Below are 23,380 nucleotides of genomic sequence, written 5' to 3'. Positions count from 1 at the left end.
CTTAGCGCCCGCTTTGGCATCGAGCCAATGCGGGCGCTTTCGCAGGTGCCTGGGAGGCAGAAACGTATCGGGGAACGGCACATCAGGCCGCTTGTTGAGAGGAGGCCCGCGCCCCCTCCTCTCAAACTCTCCTCCCCACCCGGTTGAATTTCCCCAACAATAACGGGGGGTAAATCCTACTCTGGAAACGTTCAAGATTTCAGCGTGAAGAGAGGGAAGACGCGGAAAAGCATGCTAACAAATTGAAACGTAAGCGCTATTTCAGATGCCGGCTGAATCGGCGCAGCAGCGCGGAAATGTGTCAACTTGCATCAATTCGGTATCTCAGGCTACAAATCGTAACGAGCGGAACCGTAACCGATTCCGACTCACACATTCTAACAGCTTTTTGGAGATCACACCCGGCCCAGAAAAGAAAAACCGCTCCCGAAGAATCCGGAAGCGGTCTGCAGTTCGGTAATAATAAGCCAAAACCATTCTCGCAGACCTCCCCTCCGATGTCAATAATCAAAACACCTTTTCGGTGAACGGCGGAGCTTTGTCTGGCCTCTGACAGGAGACGGACGATGGGGGAACCCACACAACACAAGCGGCCGACAGGTCGCAGAATGACGAAGGAGCGAGCCGAATTCCGGCGACTGGCGCAGTCAACGGAAATCGGAACGGTGACGCGCGGCCAGCTGGCGGTACTTGCAAGAAACCTGATGACAATCGGGATGGTTACGACCGCAGAATATGCGTTGCTGGAAGCCATCATAACGACCGCCAAGGCAGACGCCTTCGACAAAGGAGGGCGGCCGATCGTCTACAAGTCGAACCGACAGCTCGGCTATGACATCAACAAGTCGCCGGGACGCGTAAGCCGAATTCTCTCCCGATTGTACGACCTCGGCCTTGTCACCATGCAGGACAGTGCGAATTTCAAGCGCTACCCGATCCGGGACGGCGAAGGAGATATTGCCGACGCCTGCGGCATTGATCTGCGTGTCCTGATCGCTCGGCACCATGAACTTGATCAGCTGGTGCGCCAGAAGCGGGAAGAGATTCGAGTTCGCGACAACGCGGCGCGTCGCTTCCGGGACGCTCTGCGTGCCGCGAGATATGCTCTCGCGTCCTCAACCGAGCGAGGGGAAGCCATTCTCGGGCGGATCGGGTCCCGTGTTGAGAAGATCGCGGCCTTCATAGGATCGGCCAAGCACGCACCGGCCCATGTCCTCCGGAAGGCAACAATGCTTTTGGAGTGGCTTGCCGACCGATTGCGCAACGTGAATCGGTCCCCGCAAGCGCCCGACATAGATGCAAATCTGACATGCGCGGATGTCGAAAACGACATGCACATACAGATTACAACCCCAAGACCTTTTGAAGCTCGTAATGATGAACGGCGTTCGCCTAACGGCGAACAAATCAGTTCGTTAAGGGCTGGCTCCGCCAGCAAGAGGGCTTTTGAGGAAAGCCTGGGGAGCCGTTCGCGCCAAAGCAATAGGCAACTGCAAGTGCGGCCTTCACTTGTGGCGCTGAAAGATGTGTGGCGGGCTACGCCAAGCCTTGCCGAATATGGCTACGAGCCCCCGCGTAGCTGGGCGGACCTGGACCGGATCGCTCCCAAACTTTGCCGCATCGCCGGCGTGTCCGAGGATGCGCGCCTGCGGGCCGTGGAACGAATGGGCCAGCAGGCGGCTGCGGTTGCGATCGCTCTGACCTTTGAGAAATACACGCGCGCCGAAATCAGCTCGCCTGGCGGGTATTTGCGGGCCATGACAGACCGAGCCGCGATCGGAGAGCTTCATCTGAACCGCTCGGTATTTGGGTTGGCAGCCCGCAATTCTATGGAGGCGCGCGCTTGATGAATATTCGCTTGGTGGGAGCCGCGCTGGCTGCGCTTCTGTTCACTGCCTCCGCTGCGTCGGCCGATTTTTCAGGCCAGGCGCGCGTGATTGATGGAGACACCTTCAGCATTCGTCAGCAGAGGATCCGCATTGCGGCTATTGATGCTTGTGAGCGCGATCAAACCGGCTTCAGGAATGGCGCGATATGGAGGTGCGGCATCGAGGCACGACGGTTCCTCGCCAGCTTGATCGATGGCAAGCATGTCCGCTGCATTGAAGTCGATCGAGACCAGTACAAACGCCTTGTCGGCCAGTGCTTCGTCGATGGCTCGGATATTGGCCTTGAAATGGTGAAGGCGGGGCCAAGCCAGCCTCCTGTTGCGTTATCTGCCAAGATCCCACCCGATCGATCTGGACCAGTATCGCCGCGCCGAGGCAAGAGCTCGACAGCGAGGCCAAGGCTTGTGGGGCGCTCAGGTTGAATCGCCCTCCTCCTATCGCCGCAGCCATTCCGGCAACTGAACGACTGGCAGCGCTCAAATGGGCAACAGATGGCGAGATCTCATGTTTTGGCGAAACCATCGGTTACCCCAGCCTCTTGTTTCAGGCTGCTGGTTCGGCTGCATTCAGCACAATCCCGCCCTTGACCTGTGCCGATGTCCCATTTGTCGAGGTGACGTATTGCTGCAAGCGCTCAGGCCCCACACCTCCAAAGTGGTTGCTCTTGATGCCCGTTCGCACGGCGACGCGGTTGGCGCAAAGCCGTTCGTCTCCAAATTTCCCCCGCCTTCGGCTTCCTCGCGAAACAAAATTTGTCCCCGGCCAGCCTCCTTCGCTGCGCTCCGGCCTACGGTGCGCACCGCTTTTCGCCGTGCCTAATGAACGATCATCGCAACCACCATAGAGGAGTGATTAACATGAGCATGACCAACTTCATTCAGTTCGACAAAGACGACATCGACAACGCCAAGGGAACCGGCCTCATCTCCACCATCGACCGGGACCTGGACATCAAGGTTACACCTTTCGACTCCACCAACGAAAAGGCTCCGACGCATCGCGTCTATGCCAAATCACCTCGCGGCCACGACATCGAAGTTGGCGGCATCTGGAAGAAGACCAGCGGAGAAGGGAAGCCGTACTACACCCTCTCCATCAAGCGCCTCGGCTTCAACGCCAACTTGGGCCGCTACCCCGGCCAAGATGACGTGGCACTGCAGGCCATCATCGAATGGGAACCCCGCGATTGATCGCCCTGGGAGGCCCGATCTCTGATCGGGCTCCCACCATAAGAAAGCCGCTTACCCCGCATTCGCTGGATATTCGGCTCTTTTTGTGCTAAGTTGAATAGTAACTGGAGGCTCTGCCAATGAACGTTCATGCCCCTCGCCCCGATCGCTCTCCGGAAGCTGTTGCAGCCCGACAGAAAGCCGTCGATCAGGCTCGTGCCGCCAATATGCGGCAGGGTTACACTGGCGATCCGGTTTTGGAAGAAGCAAACGGCCGTTACGTTGCGGGAGACATCACTTCCGAGGAAATGCGCCAAGAGTTGCTGGCCCGCTTCAAGCGGGCTTGATCATCACTTAGATATTTCTCGCGGCCGCCTGTGATCTCAGGCGGCTTTTTTGCATGAGGTTTCGCTTGGCCCGCGATGATGAAGCCAAAGGCTCCTACACCTATCCAAACACTTCAGAGGATAAGGATTTCAGGGATGTTCTGAAGAACAAGCTGAATATCAGGAGCCATTCGGCGCTGCGTGAGGCCGAATACGCTTTCACGGCTTTGAGGCAAACGGAGCTGGCTGAGGGAAAAGGCCCGACCGGTAATCACGACGCAGCGCATCTGAAGGCTCTGCACGGCTACATCTTTCAAGATATCTATGAATGGGCAGGACATACGCGAAATGAAAGTCCTGTCGTCGATGGCCAGCGGGTAGAGCCGGTAGGTGGGCTTTCGAAGGGCGACACGACTTTCCTCCCCGGCTCGCGCATCGAAATGGGTCTCAACGAGGCGCTGAGGCCCGCCAGAGACGATCAGGGCCTGAGAGCTGCGACACCTGAGCAATTTGCCGAGAAAGCCGCGCACGTTCTTTCTGAGCTGAATTACGTTCACGCTTTTCGGGAAGGCAATGGAAGGGCAAACGAGGCGCTAGTGGTCTCGTTGGGCCGCACCTACGGTCATGACATCGATCTTACCGTCATCACCAAGCCTCGCATGATCGAGGCGTCCATTGAGACCACCAATGATCCGTCCAGTCCGGCGATGAAGCATCTCATCCAGGATGCGATGGATCCTAACCGCCGCGAGGCTATCCGCAGTGCCATGTCAGATCTTGAGCAGGCTGGCGAGAATCCGTTCGAGCACAACATCCGCACGGCCCGCCCAGGCGAAGTGATCGAAGGGCAGGTTCTCGGGCACGACAATCGCGTGGCGAGCCTCGTGACCGACAGGGGGATTGTGGCCGTTGACCGCGCTGACCTTCCCGAGCGGATGCCTCCCGACGACGAGGAGGTGAAGTTCACCGCTCGATCTGATTTCAAGACTCTGGGGCGGCCGGAGCAGGTCCAAGATGCCCAATCGCCGCCAGGTCAGCAAAAGGCCCAAGAGCCTCAGTCGCAGCACATCAACGCCGAGCTTAAGGCTATCAAAGCGCAGCAGCTTGCCGATCGCCAGCGAAACCGCGACCAAGACGACCGAGAGCGCTGACCTGCGGCTCCGTCGCTGCAGTGAGGGCCTGTGTCGTTGGCCGGGGTGCCGGAGCTCTGCGCCCTCCCCTGTCCGTTGGATGATTTGACGGACAAACTACGATAGCCCCTCCCCCATTCAACCGCTTGCGCGGTCCTACACTCCGTTGCGGCCCTACGGGTGCATGGGGTCGTTTCGCTATCTTCGGATCTTTGCCGTCAACCAACGAACAGGAGACGGCGATGCAGAGCGGAAAGGACACCTACCAGCGGATCACCGACACCATCATTCAGCAGCTCGAGGCCGGCACCAAGCCTTGGATCCGGCCATGGCGCGGAAACAGCCGCAGGTCGGCTACGCCGCTCCGCGCCTCCGGCGAAGCCTATCGCGGCATCAACGTGGTCATGCTGTGGCTCTCCGGTCAACTCGCCGGCTACGACGAAAACACATGGATGACTTACCGGCAGGCTCAGGAGCTTGGTGCTCAGGTCCGCAAGGGCGAACAAGGAACCCTCGTCGTCAAGTACGGCACCTTCACGCCGAAGGAGCAGGAGGCGGACGATCGTGCAATCCCCTATCTCAAGGGGTACACCGTCTTCAACGTCGAGCAGATCGACAACCTGCCTGACCGCTTCAAGAGCCCGGCCGAGGCGGCGCCGATCGAGCCGGTTCTGGTTATCGATCATGTCGAAACCTTCATTCGGGCCACAGGCGCAAAGATAGCCTACGGCGGAAAGCAAGCCTGCTATCGGCCTGGCCCCGATGACATCCAAATGCCGGAGCGCGGTCGGTTCCTCAGCGAGGTTCATCTTTACAGCACGATTTTTCATGAGCTCGGGCACTGGAGCGGCGCAAAATCACGCCTTGATCGTGACCTTAGCGGGCGGTTCGGGAGCGAGACCTACGCAATGGAGGAGCTTATTGCCGAACTCTCAGCCGCATTCGTCTGCGCCGATCTTGGCATTGAGCATGATCCGCGAGACAACACCGCGACTTACGTTGAAAACTGGCTCAAGGTGCTGAAGCAGGATTCACGTGCAGTCATCACTGCCGCCGCGAAGGCTCAGGCAGTCGCTGACTATCTCCGACAGTTCAGCTCTTCTACAGGGAAGGGGCCCTAGCAAAACTGTCGGGCCTCATGCGCATCGACCCAAAACTTTACAACTGTAAAGTCGGGCATCCTTGATGCGTTAACTTCTTGTTAACGAAAAACGCCTTGAAGAATCGGAGTCAGTCTGGCATCCCTGACGGAAATGATCTCGTAAAGTGATCAGAACCGTCAAGAGGATTGAATGTTGCAGCTAGCTTCTCAGAGCGTCAGAGACACTGCGTCGAAGATCGAGGTCTACACCTCGAAACTCTCTGCGGAGCTGAACGATATGCGTGAAGCTGTCTATCCACCCTCTGCGCAGAAAACATTTGGCCGGACATTCTCAACCCTTGACCTAGTGAGGCTACTCAAGGTTCCGGAAAGTACTCTTCGCCAGTTGACGCTGGAAGGGAAGGGGCCTTTGCCCGAGCGCGCAGAAAACAATAGGCGAACGTACACGATAGAGCAGGTCAAGGAACTGAGGCGATTCCTGGCCGAACTTCGTCCTGACGAAGCTGGCGAGCTGCTTCCGCATCGTCGCAAAGGGGAAAAGCTTCAGGTAATTGCTACGGCGAATTTCAAAGGTGGTAGTTCCAAGACAACCACTTCTATCCATCTCGCACATTTTTTAGGGCTTCAGGGTTATCGGGTCTTGTGTCTGGATCTTGATCCGCAAGCATCGATGACTGCGCTATTTGGTATTCAGCCCGAGTTCGATCTCGGCGAGAACCAGACAGCCTATGCAGCCATTCGATATGACAATGAGAGGCGGCCGCTCGCTGAGGTGATCCGGCCAACCTATTTCCCAGGTGTCGATCTAGTTCCTGGCAATCTGGAGCTAATGGACTTTGAGTTTGATACCCCGTCCTATCTGACCTCGAAAACCAGAGATGACCTGGGTTTGTTTTTCGAGCGGTTAAGCAGTGCCCTGGCCCGCGTCGATGATCGATACGATATCGTTATCATCGACACCCCACCGTCCCTTGGATACTCGACACTCGCTGCTCTTTATGCAGCCACGTCCTTAATCATTACCGTTCACCCGGCGATGCTCGACGTTGCATCGTGCAATCAGTTCCTGATCATGATCTCCGATCTATCGGAGGTGCTGGGGCAGTTTGGAGCTAAATTTGAGCATGACTTTTTCCGCTTCCTGCTCACGCGCGTGAACCCGAATGACGGGCCGCAGAAGTACATGTCCGGAGTCATGCGCCGATTGTTTGGTGATGATGTACTCGTGGCGGAGGCGCTCGAATCGACGGCAATCGCCGGTGCAGCGGTAGCGAAGAAGACCCTATACGAGCTTGAGTCGGGTGAGGTCGGTCGTGAGGCGTTGAAGCGCGCAATTGAGAGCGCTGACCGAGTTAACTCCGAGATCCTCGACCTCGTTCACAAAGTTTGGGGACGTAGCACATGAAGAAAAGCATCCTTCAGCGAATGGCGGCCGCCGAAACCCGGACGGAATCTCCTGTGTCGTCGGACGCGTCCGACAAGCCCTCGCTGGCGCGGCGGCACTCTTCACCTGTCATTTCCAATGTGGGTCGGGCACTGACACAGCTCACAGAAGATAGTGTCATTTCACTCGATCCTGACCGTATCGACCGCTCCCCCTATAGAGATCGCTTTGGCAACGACGAGGACGCGGCCAAAGAGCTCGAGGCGCTTAAGATTTCAATCGCAAGTGAAGGCCAAAAAATTCCGGTTCTTGTTCGGCCGCATCCGACGAAAGCGGATCATTACCAGCTTGCATACGGTTACCGTCGATGGGCAGCGATCAAGGCCATAATGGCAGAATCGGACCGCCCGGAGACCATAAAGATTCGAGCCTATGTTCGAGAACTTTCCGATCGGCAGTTGATTGAAGAGCAATCGCTCGAGAATGGTGTTCGGGAAAACCTGACCTGGATTGAGCAGGCAATGTGGGCCGTACAGCTGAAAAGTGCTGGCCTTTCCCATCGCGCCATGTGCCCAATCTTGGGAGCTTCAGAAGCGGCAATATCGCATCTTTTTCGAGTGACGGAGGCGGTACCCGAAGACATCATTCTTGCGATCGGAAGAGCAAAGGGAGTTGGTCGACCGAAATGGACCGCATTTGCCGAGTTGCTGAAAGATCCGAGCAGCGCAGCACGTGTTCGTAAAATAATCGACACGGTCGAGTTTCGAGGCGCTGACAGCTCCAGCCGTATTGCACAAGCGATACGTGCTGCAAGTTCGGCGGCCGACAAAGTGACTACGGAGCCAGCTGAAGAGATTGTTGACTTCGCCGTGGGTGACCGAGTTTTTGGCCGCATGAAGAGTAATTCGGCTGGAACTACGGTCTCAATCCCGAAGCAGGAACGCGCTTTCGCGCGCTGGCTCGCGGACCGAATGCCTGATCTTCTAAGCGAATACAACAATCGTTCAGATCCAACTCACAAAGAGGTGTGATCGAGACACTCGTTAATTGGTCAAGAGGAGAGACCGCGACAAAAGAAAAAGGCCCCCAAAACGTTTCCGTCATGGAAGCCTCTCTCAATTCCTAGCAAGATAGAGAATCGCATTTCCATGAATCCCAGTCAAGAGTCTTTGGCATCGTTTTGGTGAGCGGATTTCTTTTGCCTGAAGAAAGGTGAAGGAATATGCAGACGGGAAATGTGACGACGCCCTTTGGGCGGCGGCCGGCTGTGCTTGCTCTTGTAAAGAGGCAGCTCCAGACGTCCGAGACGAAACCAAGCCGCCAGGTCGAAAAATGGAAAGTGTTTCGCGACGCTTGTGAGGCCCGTGAACGCCTTGGCCTCCAGGACAGGGCGCTGACTGTGCTGGACGCATTGCTGACGTTTTATCCAGAGAGCGAGCTCAACTGCGATAGTGGATTGGTGGTCTTTCCATCCAATGCTCAGCTGTCTGTCAGAGCGCACGGCATAACCGGAACGACCTTGCGGCGGCATTTGGCTGCCTTGGTCGAAGCCGGGCTCATCCAGCGCAAGGATAGTCCGAACGGCAAGCGCTACGCTCACCGGGACAAGGGTGGCGATATCGAGCAGGCTTTTGGATTCGATCTTTCTCCACTTTTGGCTCGTGCTGCGGAACTTGCAGGTCTGGCACAGGAAGTCGCTGCCGAGCGCCTGCAGTTCAGACGAGCCAAAGAAGCGCTGACTATCTGCCGGCGTGATGTACGCAAGCTAATTTCCGCCGCGATGGAAGAGGGGGCCGACGGCGACTGGGAAGCCATCGAAAACATGTATGTCGGCATTGTCAGCCGACTCCCCCGCAATCCTGACCGTCGCCAGGTGGAGGTAATCCTCGACGAGATGCAGCTTTTGCGCACTGAAATCCTCAACCTTCTGGAAAATCAGTTAGATTCTCAAAATATGGACGGCAATGCTGTTCAAAATGGCTGTCACATACAGAATTCAAAACCCGAATCCATCCATGAACTTGAACCTAGCTCTGGAAAAGAGCCGGGCGGAGCCGTCGAGTTGGAAGTAGCACCCAAAGAGGTTGCTCAGCCGTTGGCAAAGCCGGAACAGATGAAGGCGTTCCCGCTGTCGATGGTCCTGAAAGCCTGCCCGCAGATTTTGGATTACGGGCCCGGGGGGACGATCTCCCATTGGCGCGAGCTGATGGGGGCCGCGGTGGTGGTTCGATCAATGCTTGGTGTTAGCCCGTCGGCTTATGAGGAGGCGTGTGAGGTGATGGGGCCCGAGAACGCGGCGGTTGCTATGGCTGCAATCCTGGAGAGGGCAGGGCATATCAATTCGGCAGGTGGATATCTCCGCGATCTCACGCGTCGAGCGAGGGCAGGGGAGTTCGGGCTCGGACCAATGCTGATGTCGTTGATGCGCGCCAATACGAACGGAGGCCGGAAAGCAGGGTGAGGGGCTGTGCTGACGCACTAGGGTGAGGTCTCGATGGAAAAGGCCTGAAGTCAGCCTTCCTACATTGACAGCACTTACAACCGGTTTCAGCTCTCATTCGTCTGTAGGTGTTTCGGTTGTAGATGACTTGCGACCTGGTGGGCGACCAGGCGGACGGCCTCTCCTGCTGGCTCTCGCAGCTTTTCGGTTCAATCGTTGGCGTTCAGCCTCAGCTTGCGCTTCAGCCTCCGCTTCCGCTTTCTGTCGAGCCTCAAGAACATCGCTTGGCGTCAATTGGCCAACTATGCCAATCAAACTGCGTATGGTGTCGTGGGGGAGGTCATGAATAAGTCTGAACAATTCAACCCGATCATCGGCCTCTTGAGGATCTTTGCCGTAAAGATGAGGTGCCGCAGCATGAATCATCTGCATTGGCAGGAAACCAAGGAGCTCGGAAAGGTGGATCATTCGTGATACGGTAAGGCGCGAAATGTTCAGTTCATAGCGGCTATAAACCACTCGTGCGAGACCAGCCAAGGTCGCGAAATCACTCTGGGTCAAACCAGTTTTCGCACGTTCGTCTAAGAGGAATGCGGAAAGCTTTGCGTCGATCTCCCCGAAGCTGACAATGCCGTCGAAGCCCTTCTGGCGGTACAAGGGTCTCTGGAAATCTGGATCTGTGGTCTCAACCAGTTCCCTTGAATTGATATAGTCGGATAGATTCCGCACCGTCGGTATTCCCTCAGTCCCCAAATCCGCCAGTGGCAGATATCACGCACCATAACGTGCCATTAAGGCACTGTCATCCTGCGCGCCAGTCACACAAACCTAACAATATTGGGGGGAATGATCTGTAACATTGCTCTCTTGGGATCGAAATGCGCAACTCAGAGGCGCGTTGTGCCTCGAGTCAAGTTTGACTGCGAGCATTCCTGTTCACCGCCTTCGCAGCAATCAAATTCCAGCTGTGGGCATTGGGTTGAAAAATGCCTTCGAGGATCCTCTCCTCGCTGACCCAACTCAACTTCACGCGCATTTCGCAAGCTAGGGAGAACTGGTCGATGCTGATGCATCTTGTGATCCGGATCTCAGACTTCGGTCCGTGTTCCTCGAAGTCCCACATTGCGAACCGGAACAGCTCGCGTTTGGCGCGATCGTCCGTTGGCCAGTCGGTTTGCTTGAAAGGCTCCGGTGGAGCGGCGCCGACACTGAGAAAAGTTCTCTTTATGGCGCGAATATCGATCCCGACCTTCTCCGTCGCTTCAGGGTTGATCAAAAATCCAAGAGTTGCGCCTAGCGCCACCCCGCCCAGGAATCGAAGGTCGAGGATCAATAACCATTATCCTTCAGAAACTGGTCAATCGCGGCCTTGACGATCACCGTCATTTTCAAGTCGTTTTCAGAGGCTGCTCGCTCCAGACGTTTCTTAGTATCGTAATCAAGGGGGCAGTTGACGAAGTGTTTGCTCTCTCGCGCTTTATTCTGCTTCAGCTCCTGCAGTCGTATTCTGGATGCCTCACGCTCTAACGATCTGCTCGTCGCTCTCTCCCGGCGAGCCTCCGGTGATGGCAGAATCAAGCTCGACCGTTGTGGCACTTGAACGTCAGGGACCTTCGCTGGAGCTTCTTCGATAGCAACCTGGTCTGGATGATCGCTGGCCACCAAGTTTTCTGCTTCGTTGTCTATAGCCGGCGGCGACATTGAATTGGGCACATTCCCCCGTGACCGTCGCGGTGCAACGGGAAAATCAGATATACTGGAAGTCCCTTTAGCCATCTTACGCCCTCTTTTCCTCGTTTGTCAGGAAACGTTCAATTTCTTGCATCATGCCCATAACCTCACTCCGGGCCTTTCTGACCGAGTCGCTGAGCTCAAGCATTTGCAGTGTCCCATATCCTAGTCTGATGTCCCGATAGGGGTTCCGCTCATACAGCTCGGTATCAAGGAGGTGTGAATCATATCCCTGCTCTTGCAGGTTTGCGATGAAGGGGCGGATCAGGCGGTAGGCTTCCAGTGAACGTCCCGGGAGAGTAATCCGGGTTCTGAAGTTGAGATGTGGAATGTTTCGCCCGGTACGATCGCAGGCGTCAGCCACGTCCATTGCTGCCTGGCCAGCAGCAAGGATCTCGTCTTGGTTTGGCTGGATCGGCGTCATAACGATCTGCGAGCCGGCGATGATCGTGTCCCGTAGCACGGTGTCTTGACCGGGCGAGTCGATCAGCACGACGTCAAACCCGGCGGTTTCGTTCTCCAGAATATGCTGAAGTGATGCATTGGTTACCGCCGTGCGAAGCTCAATGCCGTCTGGCCTGTTGTCTTTCGCCTCGGAACGGGACCACCACTCATTGAGGTTTTGTCGGCCATCGGCATCGACCAAGAGCACTTGCTTACCATGAAGCGCATATTCTCCAGCGACCAGGATTACGGCGGTTGTCTTGCCCGCTCCACCCTTGCCGCTTACCAGCGATATGCAGATTGTCATTGCGCGATCCTCTCAGACTAACGGTTCCCCCGCCCCCTAGCGATCCGACGTGGGTTCAATCGGCACATCAGTATCGTCGTTAAAATCTTCACATCGAAGCAAACCTAACATGTGAACACACGCAGGTTAAGATCAAAACAAACGTGTGATCACACGCCGTTGGACATCAATGAAACCACACGAGTTAGTCGTGTGGTTTTTACAAGGTCTGGGTCGAGTGGTGAACCCCGGAGCCGCGTGAGGCCTCACTTGGCGCTCGCACGGAGGGCGCAAGGGCGAAGAGCGAAGCGTCCCTTTCGCCTGAGTACGAGGGACAGACAAAGGCCTTCGAGAGCGGTTTTGGCGGTGAACCCTGGTGAGCGTTCCAACGGAAAGGGTGCGAAGCGAAGCGGAGCGTAGCCAGTCAAGAGGTGGAATTTGGTTGAAATTTTGGGATAGTGCTTTAGGTTTAGAGTGGCAGGATACGCAAAAATGTTTTACATTTTGCACTGCGATCGTGGGACAAGCCCACGATGATGGTCGCAAGGCTCCGGGAAGGCTTAATTGATTGATGAGTGAAGACACGATCGAAGCGCCGACAGCCAAGCAACGCAAGGGGCGTCTAATCAACGTCCGCGTCAGCGATGCAGAGCATTCGGCTATCGAAGAAGCGGCCAAGTCGACCGGTATGAGTGTGTCTGCTTTTTTCCGTTCGCTGCTCCTCGAGGGTGCTGGCGTTCGACCCATTCTGACTGCTGAAGACAGGTTGATCATGGCCGCGTTGCTCGAAGACATGCGGATGATCGGCATCAATTTGAATCAGGTAGCCCGCTCCCTGAATGCAGGAAAGGGTGTCCATCCCTCAGAGCTGGACATCAACCTTGGCAACGTCCAGCGGATTCAGGCGGCCGTTATGAGTGAGCTGCGGACACTTTCGCGCCGTGCCGGGCATGAGCGCCGAGGCGAGGTGTAGGCCGTGGAGTTCTTTTTCGGCACTTTCACAAGCGAATGGGAGCAAAGGCGCGCTGCGCTATTGCACGAAATGACGCTTGGCGGCCGTGGGAGCGCTGTCGAGGAAGAGCTTGAGAAGAGACTGAAGAATCTGCAGCACCAGGTTGGGATGTCGAAAGGCGGCTCGGGATCTAGGGGAGGCGTGAGGACTTCAGCATTCAACGTGTCATCGCCTTCGAGGACGATGGCTGCGGGTTCGGGTGCTATGCGATCAATGGATGTTCGTCTTGCGAGCGTTGCCAAAGGAAGCCAGCCAGCAGTTGTCAAACTGGCTTCCTACGGTGGTGGCGCCCGCGTCGGCTCGATGCTCAACTACGTTTCCAGAGGGGGGGAGCTGAAGGTTGAGAACGAGAACGGCGAGACGTTGCGTGGCCGTGAGGAGCTGGCGCGTCTCCGTGGCGATTGGGATCACCTTTTCCAAAACAGGACCGAGAGCCGCGATATCGGCGCGTTTAGCGTCGAGGTGAGCGTTTCCGGCGGCTCGAACCCGCATGAGAAGGTGCGAGACATTCTCAGCAGTGGCTTTGGTGATCGACCCTACGCTTACTCTGTCGAAACCCGAAACAATGGATCGCTGAAGGTCGAGGGCTATGTCGTGCTGCGCAGCGGGCAGGGCGAGCGGCTGACGGCTGACGCGAAGGCGGCCGCCATCGTTCAGGAGCGCTTCAACGCCAGCGCCGTTGCGAAAGAGGCCCCTGCGGCTTTCTCGTTCACAGGCTATGGCAACGGCGTGGAATATGGCGCTGCCAAGTTGCGAGACCTGATCGCGCAGCGGAACGACGTTCGAGACGATCAGGGACGTTCGATTGCCGATGACAAGGCTGCGGGCGACCTGGTGCAAAAGGAATGGCGGGATGAGCTGCACAGCCGCAAGAGCCGTGACGTGATGCACGTGATCATGTCGGCGCGTGCTGGCACGGATGCTGTCGCGTTCGAAGGAGCTGTTCGCGACTTCCTGGCTGAGCAGTTTGCGGGCCATCGGTACGTATTCGCTATGCATGATCCGGAGAACGATCCGAAAGAAGCAGGGGAGGGGGGCAAGCGGCCGCATGTTCATGCCCATGCCATCGTTACCATGCGTTCGGAATCGGGCGACCGGATCGAGACGACTCCGGCCACCTTCCGGCAATGGCGTGAGGTCATGGCCGAGAAGGCGCGTGACCACGGCATTAATATGGAAATGACCGATCGGCGCGAGTTCGCTACGCCGCCAGCCTTCACGCGAAATCAGGTTCGCGCCGTCAGGCATGACGGTCGAACCGAGCATGTAGGCACCAGCGATCCGGCACAGGCGCGATATGACGCAAAGCGAGCTGGTCGACGCGTGGTGGCAACGAGCCAGAGGAGCCGCCAGTACATCCTAAAAGCGCAGGAGACTTGGCAGAAGATTGCAGTCAACGCTGGCGACACAGTGGTTGCGGCCTACGCCGCTCAGCATCGCTCCTATCTGGAAAACGGCCTTGTCCAAGTGGATCAATCGCCTGCTGGTTCGGTCATTCATGCGGATTTTGGCGGTGATTACCGCTCCAATATGTTAGCAATCAGAGACATGTTGTCGGAGGCAAAGGACATGCGCGAACAGACACGCCCGGAGTTCGAAGCGTACGAAAAGACGGTTGAAACGGCTCTGTTCAACCTTCAGCGCAGCGCTGGTCCAGAGGACCGGTCAGGCTTCGAAGAAGTGTCCTCCCTCGCTCGCGAGATCGTCGATCTGCGCAGGCAGATGCTCGAAATGAAGGAGCGTGGGCTTGATGAGCAGGATGGACGAAACGCTGCTGGTGACGTCTCCAGAGAAAGTGGTGCCGCGCCGGAAAGAACGGCATCCGAGGTGCAAGAGCAGACGAATGCTAACCTCCAGAGGGAGGCAGCTGTTGCCAAGCATGGAGAGGCTGTCGTTGAGGCAGGTAACGATGCGATGGAAAATGTGGAACACTATCGCTCCGGCCTCGCCCATATCGAAGCCGGCGAGCTCGGAGACGAAAACCGAGAGCAGTATGAGAAGGGCCTTGAGGCCTCGCTTCATCATGCAGCTCAACTCGCCGCTACCGGAAACGGCTATCTCCGGGATGTTGCCAACGAGGATCCAGAACTTCGCGCGGAGATCGAGACGATTGAACGCAATGAAGAGCGTGGGGACGAAAACAAGTCAAACAAGCAGCCGATAACTGCGGATACTGCCGACGATCGCCAACGCGATCTCAGGGTGGATCTGGAAGAGGAACGTCCGATTGGGCAAGCGGAGCGTGAGGCTCACCAGCTCGCTGAGACGGTGGACGCTACTCAGAGGCAGCAAGATCGTGTAAACAGAGACAGGGAAGCGGCCCAGCGGGGCGGCGAGACCACTCGGACTGATCCCGCGCAACAGCACATTCCTCGTCTCGAGGAGTTGGAGCGTGAACAGGTTGAACAGAGGGAGCGTAATCGGGACGACCGTGATCGCTAAAGTGTCATGCAGGACGGTAATCAGAACACCTACCTGGTGGAAGTAAACGACCCCAAGTCTGCCGACATCGTCGGCAAGATCATGGTGTGGGGCATGGTCTCCGTTGGGATCCTCGCGATGCTGATCAAGGTCTACGGGACCGTGATCGGCTGGTATCATGCTTCTGTAGCTTGGCTAACAGAGGCGGGTCAGTACGCATCGAGCTTCTGGCCCTTCTGAACCTGAATTAGCGGCCGGCCTATTCCATGATTGGATCAGGAACGGTCGCTGCGAATAGCTCTTCCAAGCTCTTCCTTTTGCGCGGTGATTTGCCTTCGGCTTCCCGTTCGACGACCTCCTTAAGGCGACTAACCCGATCATTGTGCGCTTTTTCGATGTCGTTCTCTGAGACAGGTGTTGTGTGCTTTTCGCGAGCGGGCACAGCTGCCTTTGCAGGTTCCGGAGTACCCCCGGCGCTGACCTTCTTGTTGGCCAAGGCGGATGGATTCACAACACGAGCGGGCGAGGTGGAGGGCGCTGGCTCTTTTGGAGTCTCCTCCTGGACAGGCGCCCGCGGCTCCTCCGCTTTCGCCTCAGTCACAGGCTTTATCGCTTCCGCTTGTTCAGCCTGTTCCTGGCCTGCATTGGCATAGGCTGGCGTGGTCGCTGGAACAGGTTTAGGTGGCAGATAATCGACAGTTGGAACGGTCGGTATATGCGTCTGAGAATAGGCCTCCGCCTCTTTGAAGGGCTGCGTCTTAAAGAAGCGCAGCTTGTCTCCAAAGATTGGCCGCTGACCCTCCACCAGCAAGATCATCTTGTTCTCGGGCATCTGGCGCACTTCCTGCGGCATCATCAGGTCCCGATCGCGAATTTGCTCGACCTTTGTTCGGCGCGGCAATCCCATAAGCTCGATCGTTCGTGATTCAGACTGATACCGAATGGTTCTCTTGCCAAGCGCCCGGGAGGCATACTCTGCCGTGGCCTGGTCATTGGCACCAAGGATGAGCTGATAGCCGCAGTTGCCAAGGAGCGAATGTCGGGACGTCTCACCATAGATCTCATCCAGGTTCTTCAGGTCCTGGATGATGAAGGCGAGCTTGATCTTATAGCCGGCCACATAGGGCAGCTTCGTCATGATCTCGTCCATGCGCTTCAGCTGGCGAAACTCATCCAGCAGGAAATAGACCGGCTCGGAGTTGGGATCATGCTCAAGGGTGAGTATGTCCATCACCTGTTGAACGAACAGCGTCAGCAGCGGCCTAAGAAGCGTGATGTCGGTGATGTTCGGGGCAAGGTAGATTGTGATGGGACGACGCTTCATGGATCGAAGGTCCATGTCGGTCATGTTCGTTGCGGCCACAACGCGTTCATTCTTGAACGGCCTCATCGCCTTCTGGATATCAAGCAGTGCCGAGGCCGCAGCCCGATCCGAGAGAGACAGGTAGGAATTGAAGCTCTCCATCGTGAACTTCGACAGGTATGGCTCCTTCTCCTTGATGTACTTCATCAAGGCCTGCAGATCGGTCCCGCTGTTGAAGAAGGAGTTGATCTCGCCGAGGTTCCTGCGCCCTTTGTAGAAGGGGCTTTCGAGAACATAGCTGATGGCCCCGGCCAGAACCTGTTGAGCTGTGGCCTGCCAAACTGAATTCTCGGATTCGGTGTTTTCCGGTACAAGAATGCTGGCGATATTTTGAATGTCAGTCGTGCGATTGCCTCGCTCCGGACGAACGAAATCCAAGGGATTATAGCTGTTGGTCGTCTCGGAACCCGGCGCGAACAAGAAGACCTGGCTCCCGTTGCGCTTCCGATAGCCGGCGGTTGCCTTGTAGACCTCGCCCTTCAGATCCGTGACGATCATAGAGCCTTCGTGCATGAGAGCGTTGGGGATGACGTAGCCCGCGCCCTTACCGGATCGGGTCGGGCCAATAATGAGGTGGTGGCGATCGTCATACGCGCGGAGGACGTTGCTCCCGATGCGGCCGAATATGTGACCCTTCTTGCCAAACCACTTCCCGCGCCGAAGTGTTGCAAGATCCTGAAAGGCCGCATCCCCCAATGGATTGCTGGTAGGTTTGAGCCCAAGGTAAGCAATGAGGCCTGATACGAGCAGCGCGGGCACTACGGAGCCGAGCGCGACTTTTTGAAGGGAAGGGGAGGAGCTATAGGCCCAGAACTGCTGAATTGGCGCGAATGGGTTTGAGGTGATTGTCGCCTCGAGGATCCTTCCGTCACCGTAGAAGAGCTGAAGCCCCGCCCCGTACGCCAGCATCCAGACTGCAAATGCGATCAACAGGCAGAAGAACAGATAGAAGGCCTGTAGCCCCTTACTCATGATGCATCCCGTGCGAAGTAGATTTCGGAAACCCCGCGCTTGCCGCCTTCCCGCCTGAGCTGGATCACGATCGGAATGACCATTTGGATGTAGGACATCAGATCCTGCTTGGAGTAGCCGGCGGACATGCCGGACTGCTGCATCATCATGGCGAGCTGTTCATAAGCGCCGAGCGGCGTATCGGCGTGTACTGTCGACATGCTGCCCGGGTGGCCTGTGTTGATGGCGCGAAGGAATGAAAAGGCCTCAGCTCCACGAATCTCGCCAACAAAGAGGCGATCCGGCCGCATTCGAAGCGCCGATTCAAGAAGGTTTTGAATCGCTACGTTTGCAGTGCCTTGCCCACCCTTGGAGGCGATCAGGTGGACCGCGTTCTTCTGTGGTGGGAATAGCTCACGAGTGTCTTCAAGCGTCAGAATCCGCTCATTCAGGTCTACCGAGTTCAGGCACGCGTTCAGAAAGGTGGTTTTGCCCGACGACGTGCCGCCACTGATCAGGATCGAAACCCGCTTCGTGATGGCCGTATGGATGAAGTCGTAGATCTTCTCCGCACGTAGAAAGGCGATCAGCTCCCGATCCACGTCGCTTAGGCCCCCGACAGCAACCGAGACTTTGTCGAGAGAGCCGTTGTCACGGTAGTCCTGCAGAGAGAAGTTCTGCACAACCTGCTTACGGATCGTGATCGACCCGCCGTCAGGTGCCGCGGGCGGCAAGACGACCTGGATACGTTCGCCGGTCGGCAGTGCTGCGCTCAGGATCGGATTAGCGGCGTTGAGGAACTGCTTTGTCGCTGCGGCAACCCGCTCGCCAATGTTCTCGATCTCGCGTGCCGTCAGAGCAACGATTTCATGATGCTCCATGTGATCAGCACCGAAGCGCTCAACATAGACTTGGCCTGGCCGGTTCACCGCAATCTCAACCACCTTCGGGTCATCGAGAAATTGCCTGATGGGCTCCAGAGACCGGTTCAGGAAATAGTGGGGATCATGAGCCGTCGTGTTACCTACCATAACGTTCACGTTTGATCTCCTTCATCGCTTCCGTGACAGGATCGTCGTACATGGCGCTGAAATCGAGGTCCTGGCGAACATAGACAAAGATCCGCTCGCCCTGCGGTACGCTGATCGTTGGCGGGATTCTCAGGTTTTCGGCAAGGACCGTGTTCGCCATGTCGCTGAAGGTCTGCGCGATCGTTTCTCGCGCCAATTCAGCACCTCGCTCAGTGTCATCGTTTCCGGAGCTGGAGTCGCTACCGTATCCGGTTAGATAGCTTGCACCGCCTCCGACGATCGACAGCAAGATTGATGCGCCAAAGCGCTCACGGAACTTGTTGTCGACATGACCCGTCAGGCCCGATCGCCCGAGGCTGTCCGTGCCGATAGAGTTCAAGCGCACCGACACGCCGTCATCCCGGATCAGCCTCGTCCACACGACAAAGACCCGCTTCTGCCCCCGCGTAACTTCGGACTGATATTCCCCGATCAGGCGTGTTCCTGTTGGGATCAGGACACGCCGCCCATCGAAGGAGTAGACATCCTTGGATGTGATGGCCCGGACCTGGCCCGGAAGGTCGCTGACGATCGCCGTTTCCAAGATGCCGGGGATCAGCGTGCCCTCTGGGATCATGGCGTCGATGCGCTCAATCTGCCGGGCCTTGGCGGAACGGTCACCGATCGCACTCGCTGAGGACAGGTACTGGCTGTTACGATCCTCGCCAGCGACGGTCAAAGGCGTGCCGCTGTTCGAGCCATCGAGCGAACCATTCGCGGATCCTCCCAGGTTCTGGTCAAGCGTGATTAGCTTTGACCGAAATCGCTCCGGAAACACCTCTTCGGCGGGCGGGGGGGCGCTCGCCGGTTGAGCTACTTCGGGCGGGGGAGGCACGTTGAATTCAGTGACGTCCACCGGCGGAGCTGGCGGCGGAGGAGGCGGAGGTGGAAGTTCCAAGACAGGCTGTTCGGGTGGTGGGAGAGTGGGTTCTCCATCGCGCACAAAACCAGGCGGCCGGAAGGTCGTAGTACGGAACTCCTCCTCACTTTGCGGGCTTTCAGGCGGGCTTTCTCCGGACGTCGCGAGCACCAGGTACGCGGCGAAGACGCCAGCCAGCAAAAGGGCGGCCATGCCGACCGTTTGATTGCGCTTCACGTTTCGATTGCTGATTTCGGCCTCGTCGGCCGCCGCCATTGCGTCGAGTTCAGGGCTGCGCTTCATTAGTTGCCGCTCCTCCTGCGTTTGCTGGCATCAGGATCCGGTTTCGGAGCCATGATGTCATGATCAGGTGCTGCAAAGTCCGGCTTTCGGAGGTTGAAAATGCACGTCCACTGGTTTCCGTCCCGGAGCGTGTATTGCGTGGCTACGCCGTCAACGACGATGTATACGCCTTCCTTGCGGAAGTTTCGCAGGGTCTCGGAGAAGTCGGATTGAACGGCAAAAATGGCCGGCACGGTCCCTCGGCCGAACTTGAAAAAGGTCTTCTTTCCGTCATCGAAGACCATTGTCGGCTTCAGCGCCGCGTCGCCCGAGAAAGAGTAGTCAATGTTGACGTTCGCTTTGTCGATGCTCGAAATGTTCGGGTTAGCTGCCCGAAACTCAGCCTCCTTCCGCAGAGACTCGTTCAGGTTCTTCTCCGGATAAACGAAGCGAATGCCGAAGACCTTTTTCCCTGCTTCCGGTGCATAGTCGTTGAGCTCAAGGAAGTAGATCCTCTTTGAGGTCACCACGTTCATGTTTGTGGAAACTTCCTTGGCTATCGGCTTGACGAAAAGGATGTTGCCCTTTTCGGACGGGGCAACCTGCCAACTGTCGGTGTCGCCAAGCGAGATCGTCTCAAACTTCTCATCTTCGTCGAAGATGATCATCGTCGAGATGCCGTAGGTCGCAGACACCTTCACGACGTTGTTCGGCTGATAGACAACACTGGTCACACGCGCATCCAGACTGCCAGGGCGGGGCTGTTGCGCCGCATAGGCGTGAGTCATCGTGAGAGCGGCGATCGACGCCGCCAGTAGGAAGCCATATTTCACTGCTGGCCTCCCGAGGTCACCGTTTCCTGATCACGGCGGTAGTCATAAACCTGGAAGCCCAACGGGTTTTCGAAGCGCCATTCGTTGCGCTCAGGCGTATCCGTGTAGCGATAGCGAACGATAGAGATGAAATGGCGCGTGATGACGTCTGAATCAGAGCGCTCATGCGTCGAGAACCGGACGAGCGCCGTTGTCGTGTTGGGGAAGGTGACAGACTTTATGTCAACGGTGATCGACTTGCTTTTGCCGAGCCGGCGAGCTGGATTGTCAGGGTTCGCGGCACTCCATTGGGCCTGGAGGTCGCGCGCTGCGTCGCCGGTGGAGAGCAAAGCTGCAATTCCAAAGTTCTGCTCGATGGCAAAAGGATCATAGCCCTCGCGGGATCGAATGTAACGGACGACATTCGCCTGAGTGACCGCCTGCTGATCGGTGATGTTCGATGTTCGGGTCAGCCCTGTCTTGACCTCAATGTAGCCAGTGTTCTTGTCGACCTCGACGATGTACGGCTCGAAGCTCTTGAGGGGCACGAGCATCACCAATGCGGATAGCGACAGGATCGTGATGCCGCCGAAGATCAGCGTAATCAGCCAAGCGAACGCCTTGGACCGTTTGGCCTTTTTGACGATCTCTTGTTCCCAACGGTCCCCATCCTGAAAATAGCTCCGGAGAGCATCGTTATTCTCTGCCATGTATCCTAGCCCTTAATTCCCGCCACCAGTTGCCTAGTTGGGCAGACTGTTGTTGGTAATTCTGTTTTGCATCGCTTCTGCTGCACCGGCGTTTTGGATGTTTTCCCTCATGCCGGCATGGGTTCTGGCGCGTGCGGCCATTCCTAATTCTCCAGCCCTCCCGGCTACAGAACGTGTCGCGGTCAAAGCTCGTGCCGGCAGTGCAACACCGGTCGCGTAGCCAACCGATCGAGCGATCTGCCCAACGCCCGTTGCCACGCCCCCGGTAATTCCCTGGGCGAGAGTTTGGATGTTGAAGAGGACAAAAGCACCAGCCGCACAGATCAGGACGAAAGCCGAGATATCGTCTAGCTGGATCTCGTTCGCGGATGCTGCCGCTGCGACCTTCTGCAGTTCAGCGTCCATGGTCGTGATGAGAAAGGCGGCGACGACGTAAACGAAGAGCGGAATAATCGCGTACGTCAAAACCTGCTGGAACCAAGCCATTCCGTACTGGCGCGTGGAATCAAACAATAGGCAGGCGATAAAGATCGGTGCAGTGCCAAGCAGCACCCACATCATCACCTTCGCAAGCACGAGGATGGCAAGCGCAACGGCAATGAACAGCCCAACCGCCAGCATGATCAGGAACCCTACAAGGCCCGGGAGAATGGCGAAGTAGCCTGACTGCTCCGCGAATGCTGCTGCTGCCTCATTCGCTGTCTCCCAAATCATGGAGAGGCCGTCTGTCGGCTCAGTTATCCCGGTACTGCTAGCCGTCAGGAGCGCCCGCCCCACGTCTTCCGGCGTGTTGTTCAGCCAGTCGTAAAAGAAGAGTTGGAAGTTGCCCCACTGATCAATGAAAGCGACGATAAGCATCATCCGCACGACCCGGCCGACGATCTCGCCGACGCTCACTCGCGCGGTCCCCATGACGAGTTGAAGTCCGTAATAGGCGACGTAGGCAATAAGCATGATCGTCAGCAAGGGCATGATCTCGTCGCCAACGACCTCATAAGCCCGTTGGGAGAAATTCCGCCCTGCATCTTCAAGAGCCTCAAGCAGGCCGCCTAGAAAGTTCATGGGGTCACTGCTCTCCGCTTGCAGCGAAAGCGTCGATCGCCGCCAGCGCTTCCGATGGGTTGCCATTCACGCTGGTCATTGGGCCACATTCCTGTCGCGGATCCTCGGCGTAGGATGTGAGGTTTGCCGGCCTCTTGCATGGTGCAGTCTTCTCTTTCGGAGCACCGGCGCAGCCAGTTACGCCGGCAGCAACCAGAACGGAGAGGAGCACATAACCATTCACTCGAAATGTCTTAGTCACCGTAGGTCAGCGCCTTCTTGGTATTGGAGATGTCGACAAGGCGGCGCTGGTTTTGAGCCTGCAGGGAGCCGACCGCCCCATTCATCACGCCAATCATTTCGTTGATCGTCAGGCCGGTTTGAACCTGCAGCTGCGTGTTCTGATCGATGGACCCCTTGATGTCTTGGGCCTGGCCGATCTGCTGACCTGCCTGCTGGAATGCCTGTGTTCGGGACTGAACGGCCTGTTGCGAGCCGGTGACTAGGGCAGCAACTCCAAGGACGGTGTTCATCATCTGTTCGTAGGACTTGTCGCCGGAGAACGTGCTGTCCGCCTTGCCAGACAAGTTCTTTACTAGCTGAAGACCGTTGATGAAGGTGGTGGCAATCTGGCCGATGTCACCGCCCATGCTGCCGAAGTTCGGGACTCCGCCCTGCATCAGGCTATCGAGTGACGGCATCTGAGAAACGCTGAAACCTTGACCAACGGCGAGGTTCTGCATGGGATTTGAAACGCTCCCGCGATCCCCCGTGACGGCTTTAAGCGTCTCTTCTACCGTCTTCAGAACCTCCTTGTTCGTATCCAGGATCTGATCGGTCGTCTGAGAGGTTTCCGTTGCAATCTTCAGGTTGGCGCTGTCGATCACGGGAACCTGTGCATGCGCAGTAGACGCCATCGCTAGCGAAAACGCAGTCAGAAATGCTCTTTTCATGGCCG

The 23,380-nt window shown here is 56.9% G+C and carries 24 protein-coding genes; 12 read left to right on the top strand and 12 right to left on the bottom strand.

Features of this window, described 5'->3' with window-relative positions:
* The first annotated feature begins 566 nt into the window (after positions 1-566).
* From repC (FB009_RS26700) to repC (FB009_RS26660), 9 genes are all read left to right on the top strand, one after another.
* Positions 567-1,847: a plasmid replication protein RepC gene (gene repC / locus FB009_RS26700; RefSeq protein ID WP_145162318.1), complete on the top strand. Its 1,281-nt coding sequence runs from the start codon at positions 567-569 to the stop codon at positions 1,845-1,847.
* Positions 1,847-2,311 (top strand): thermonuclease family protein, encoded by a 465-nt coding sequence (locus FB009_RS26695; protein ID WP_331251707.1) that lies wholly within the window; start codon positions 1,847-1,849, stop codon positions 2,309-2,311. Before repC (FB009_RS26700) ends, FB009_RS26695 begins: the two co-directional genes overlap by 1 nt.
* A 435-nt stretch (positions 2,312-2,746) precedes the next feature.
* Complete coding sequence (locus FB009_RS26690) at positions 2,747-3,079, top strand: DUF736 family protein (protein WP_102022171.1); 333 nt, start codon at positions 2,747-2,749, stop codon at positions 3,077-3,079.
* 119 nt (positions 3,080-3,198) lie between these two features.
* Positions 3,199-3,405: an antitoxin VbhA family protein gene (locus FB009_RS26685; protein WP_037093580.1), complete on the top strand. Its 207-nt coding sequence runs from the start codon at positions 3,199-3,201 to the stop codon at positions 3,403-3,405.
* Between the two features lie 65 nt (positions 3,406-3,470).
* Entirely contained in the window at positions 3,471-4,535 is a 1,065-nt protein-coding gene (locus FB009_RS26680; RefSeq protein ID WP_234888299.1) for a Fic/DOC family protein, read from the top strand.
* A 221-nt stretch (positions 4,536-4,756) separates the two neighbouring features.
* Positions 4,757-5,635, top strand: a complete 879-nt coding sequence (locus FB009_RS26675) for an ArdC family protein (protein ID WP_145162312.1) — start codon at positions 4,757-4,759, stop codon at positions 5,633-5,635.
* Positions 5,636-5,806: 171 nt separating this feature from the next.
* Positions 5,807-7,021, top strand: a complete 1,215-nt coding sequence (gene repA / locus FB009_RS26670; RefSeq protein ID WP_145162309.1) for a plasmid partitioning protein RepA — start codon at positions 5,807-5,809, stop codon at positions 7,019-7,021.
* Entirely contained in the window at positions 7,018-8,031 is a 1,014-nt protein-coding gene (repB, locus tag FB009_RS26665) for a plasmid partitioning protein RepB (protein ID WP_145162306.1), read from the top strand. The genes repA and repB overlap by 4 nt, the downstream gene beginning before the upstream one ends.
* Positions 8,032-8,222: 191 nt before the next feature.
* Positions 8,223-9,461, top strand: a complete 1,239-nt coding sequence (repC, locus tag FB009_RS26660; RefSeq protein ID WP_145162304.1) for a plasmid replication protein RepC — start codon at positions 8,223-8,225, stop codon at positions 9,459-9,461.
* A 93-nt stretch (positions 9,462-9,554) separates the two neighbouring features.
* Here the strand turns inward: repC (FB009_RS26660) and FB009_RS26655 are convergent, their stop codons facing one another.
* The 4 genes from FB009_RS26655 to FB009_RS26640 all read right to left on the bottom strand — a co-directional run bounded on the left by FB009_RS26655 (position 9,555) and on the right by FB009_RS26640 (position 11,922).
* Entirely contained in the window at positions 9,555-10,169 is a 615-nt protein-coding gene (locus tag FB009_RS26655; RefSeq protein WP_234888298.1) for a helix-turn-helix domain-containing protein, read from the bottom strand.
* Between the two features lie 181 nt (positions 10,170-10,350).
* Positions 10,351-10,773 carry a hypothetical protein gene (locus tag FB009_RS26650; protein WP_145162301.1) on the bottom strand — a complete coding sequence of 141 codons (423 nt, stop codon included), beginning with the start codon at positions 10,771-10,773 and terminating at the stop codon, positions 10,351-10,353.
* Positions 10,770-11,216 (bottom strand): hypothetical protein, encoded by a 447-nt coding sequence (locus FB009_RS26645; RefSeq protein WP_145162298.1) that lies wholly within the window; start codon positions 11,214-11,216, stop codon positions 10,770-10,772. The genes FB009_RS26650 and FB009_RS26645 overlap by 4 nt, the downstream gene beginning before the upstream one ends.
* 1 nt (position 11,217) lies before the next feature.
* On the bottom strand, positions 11,218-11,922 hold the full coding sequence (locus FB009_RS26640) for a ParA family protein (protein WP_145162295.1): 705 nt from the start codon (positions 11,920-11,922) through the stop codon (positions 11,218-11,220).
* Positions 11,923-12,472: 550 nt separating this feature from the next.
* Here FB009_RS26640 and FB009_RS26635 point away from each other — a divergent pair.
* From FB009_RS26635 to FB009_RS26625, 3 genes are read left to right on the top strand one after another with little or no spacing between them, the layout of a single operon-like run.
* Positions 12,473-12,874, top strand: coding sequence for a DUF6290 family protein (locus FB009_RS26635; protein WP_145162291.1), 402 nt, complete (start codon positions 12,473-12,475; stop codon positions 12,872-12,874).
* Between the two features lie 3 nt (positions 12,875-12,877).
* Positions 12,878-15,355 (top strand): relaxase/mobilization nuclease domain-containing protein, encoded by a 2,478-nt coding sequence (locus FB009_RS26630; protein ID WP_145162288.1) that lies wholly within the window; start codon positions 12,878-12,880, stop codon positions 15,353-15,355.
* A 6-nt stretch (positions 15,356-15,361) separates the two neighbouring features.
* A complete protein-coding gene (locus FB009_RS26625; protein ID WP_186447680.1) occupies positions 15,362-15,574 on the top strand; it encodes a hypothetical protein in 213 nt (70 codons plus the stop codon).
* A 19-nt stretch (positions 15,575-15,593) separates the two neighbouring features.
* Here the strand turns inward: FB009_RS26625 and FB009_RS26620 are convergent, their stop codons facing one another.
* The 8 genes from FB009_RS26620 to FB009_RS26585 are packed head-to-tail and all read right to left on the bottom strand — an operon-like array spanning position 15,594 to position 23,375.
* The gene (locus FB009_RS26620) at positions 15,594-17,669 is read right to left on the bottom strand and encodes a type IV secretory system conjugative DNA transfer family protein (protein WP_145162283.1); all 2,076 of its coding nucleotides are present in this window, start codon (positions 17,667-17,669) and stop codon (positions 15,594-15,596) included.
* Positions 17,666-18,688 (bottom strand): P-type DNA transfer ATPase VirB11, encoded by a 1,023-nt coding sequence (gene virB11 / locus FB009_RS26615; protein WP_145162279.1) that lies wholly within the window; start codon positions 18,686-18,688, stop codon positions 17,666-17,668. Before virB11 ends, FB009_RS26620 begins: the two co-directional genes overlap by 4 nt.
* Positions 18,669-19,880, bottom strand: a complete 1,212-nt coding sequence (gene virB10, locus FB009_RS26610) for a type IV secretion system protein VirB10 (RefSeq protein WP_145162276.1) — start codon at positions 19,878-19,880, stop codon at positions 18,669-18,671. The genes virB11 and virB10 overlap by 20 nt, the downstream gene beginning before the upstream one ends.
* A complete protein-coding gene (virB9, locus tag FB009_RS26605; RefSeq protein ID WP_145162273.1) occupies positions 19,880-20,692 on the bottom strand; it encodes a P-type conjugative transfer protein VirB9 in 813 nt (270 codons plus the stop codon). Before virB9 ends, virB10 begins: the two co-directional genes overlap by 1 nt.
* Positions 20,689-21,381, bottom strand: a complete 693-nt coding sequence (locus FB009_RS26600) for a virB8 family protein (protein ID WP_145162270.1) — start codon at positions 21,379-21,381, stop codon at positions 20,689-20,691. Before FB009_RS26600 ends, virB9 begins: the two co-directional genes overlap by 4 nt.
* A 33-nt stretch (positions 21,382-21,414) precedes the next feature.
* Positions 21,415-22,443, bottom strand: a complete 1,029-nt coding sequence (locus tag FB009_RS26595) for a type IV secretion system protein (protein ID WP_037093751.1) — start codon at positions 22,441-22,443, stop codon at positions 21,415-21,417.
* A 4-nt stretch (positions 22,444-22,447) separates the two neighbouring features.
* Positions 22,448-22,684: a hypothetical protein gene (locus FB009_RS33355; RefSeq protein ID WP_145162268.1), complete on the bottom strand. Its 237-nt coding sequence runs from the start codon at positions 22,682-22,684 to the stop codon at positions 22,448-22,450.
* Positions 22,677-23,375 carry a type IV secretion system protein gene (locus tag FB009_RS26585; RefSeq protein ID WP_145162265.1) on the bottom strand — a complete coding sequence of 233 codons (699 nt, stop codon included), beginning with the start codon at positions 23,373-23,375 and terminating at the stop codon, positions 22,677-22,679. Before FB009_RS26585 ends, FB009_RS33355 begins: the two co-directional genes overlap by 8 nt.
* Between the last annotated feature and the right edge of the window lie 5 nt (positions 23,376-23,380).

The sequence above is a fragment of the Sinorhizobium medicae genome, assembly GCF_007827695.1.
In the GTDB taxonomy this organism is placed as follows: domain Bacteria; phylum Pseudomonadota; class Alphaproteobacteria; order Rhizobiales; family Rhizobiaceae; genus Sinorhizobium; species Sinorhizobium medicae.
This window is presented reverse-complemented; position numbering and strand designations above follow the sequence as displayed.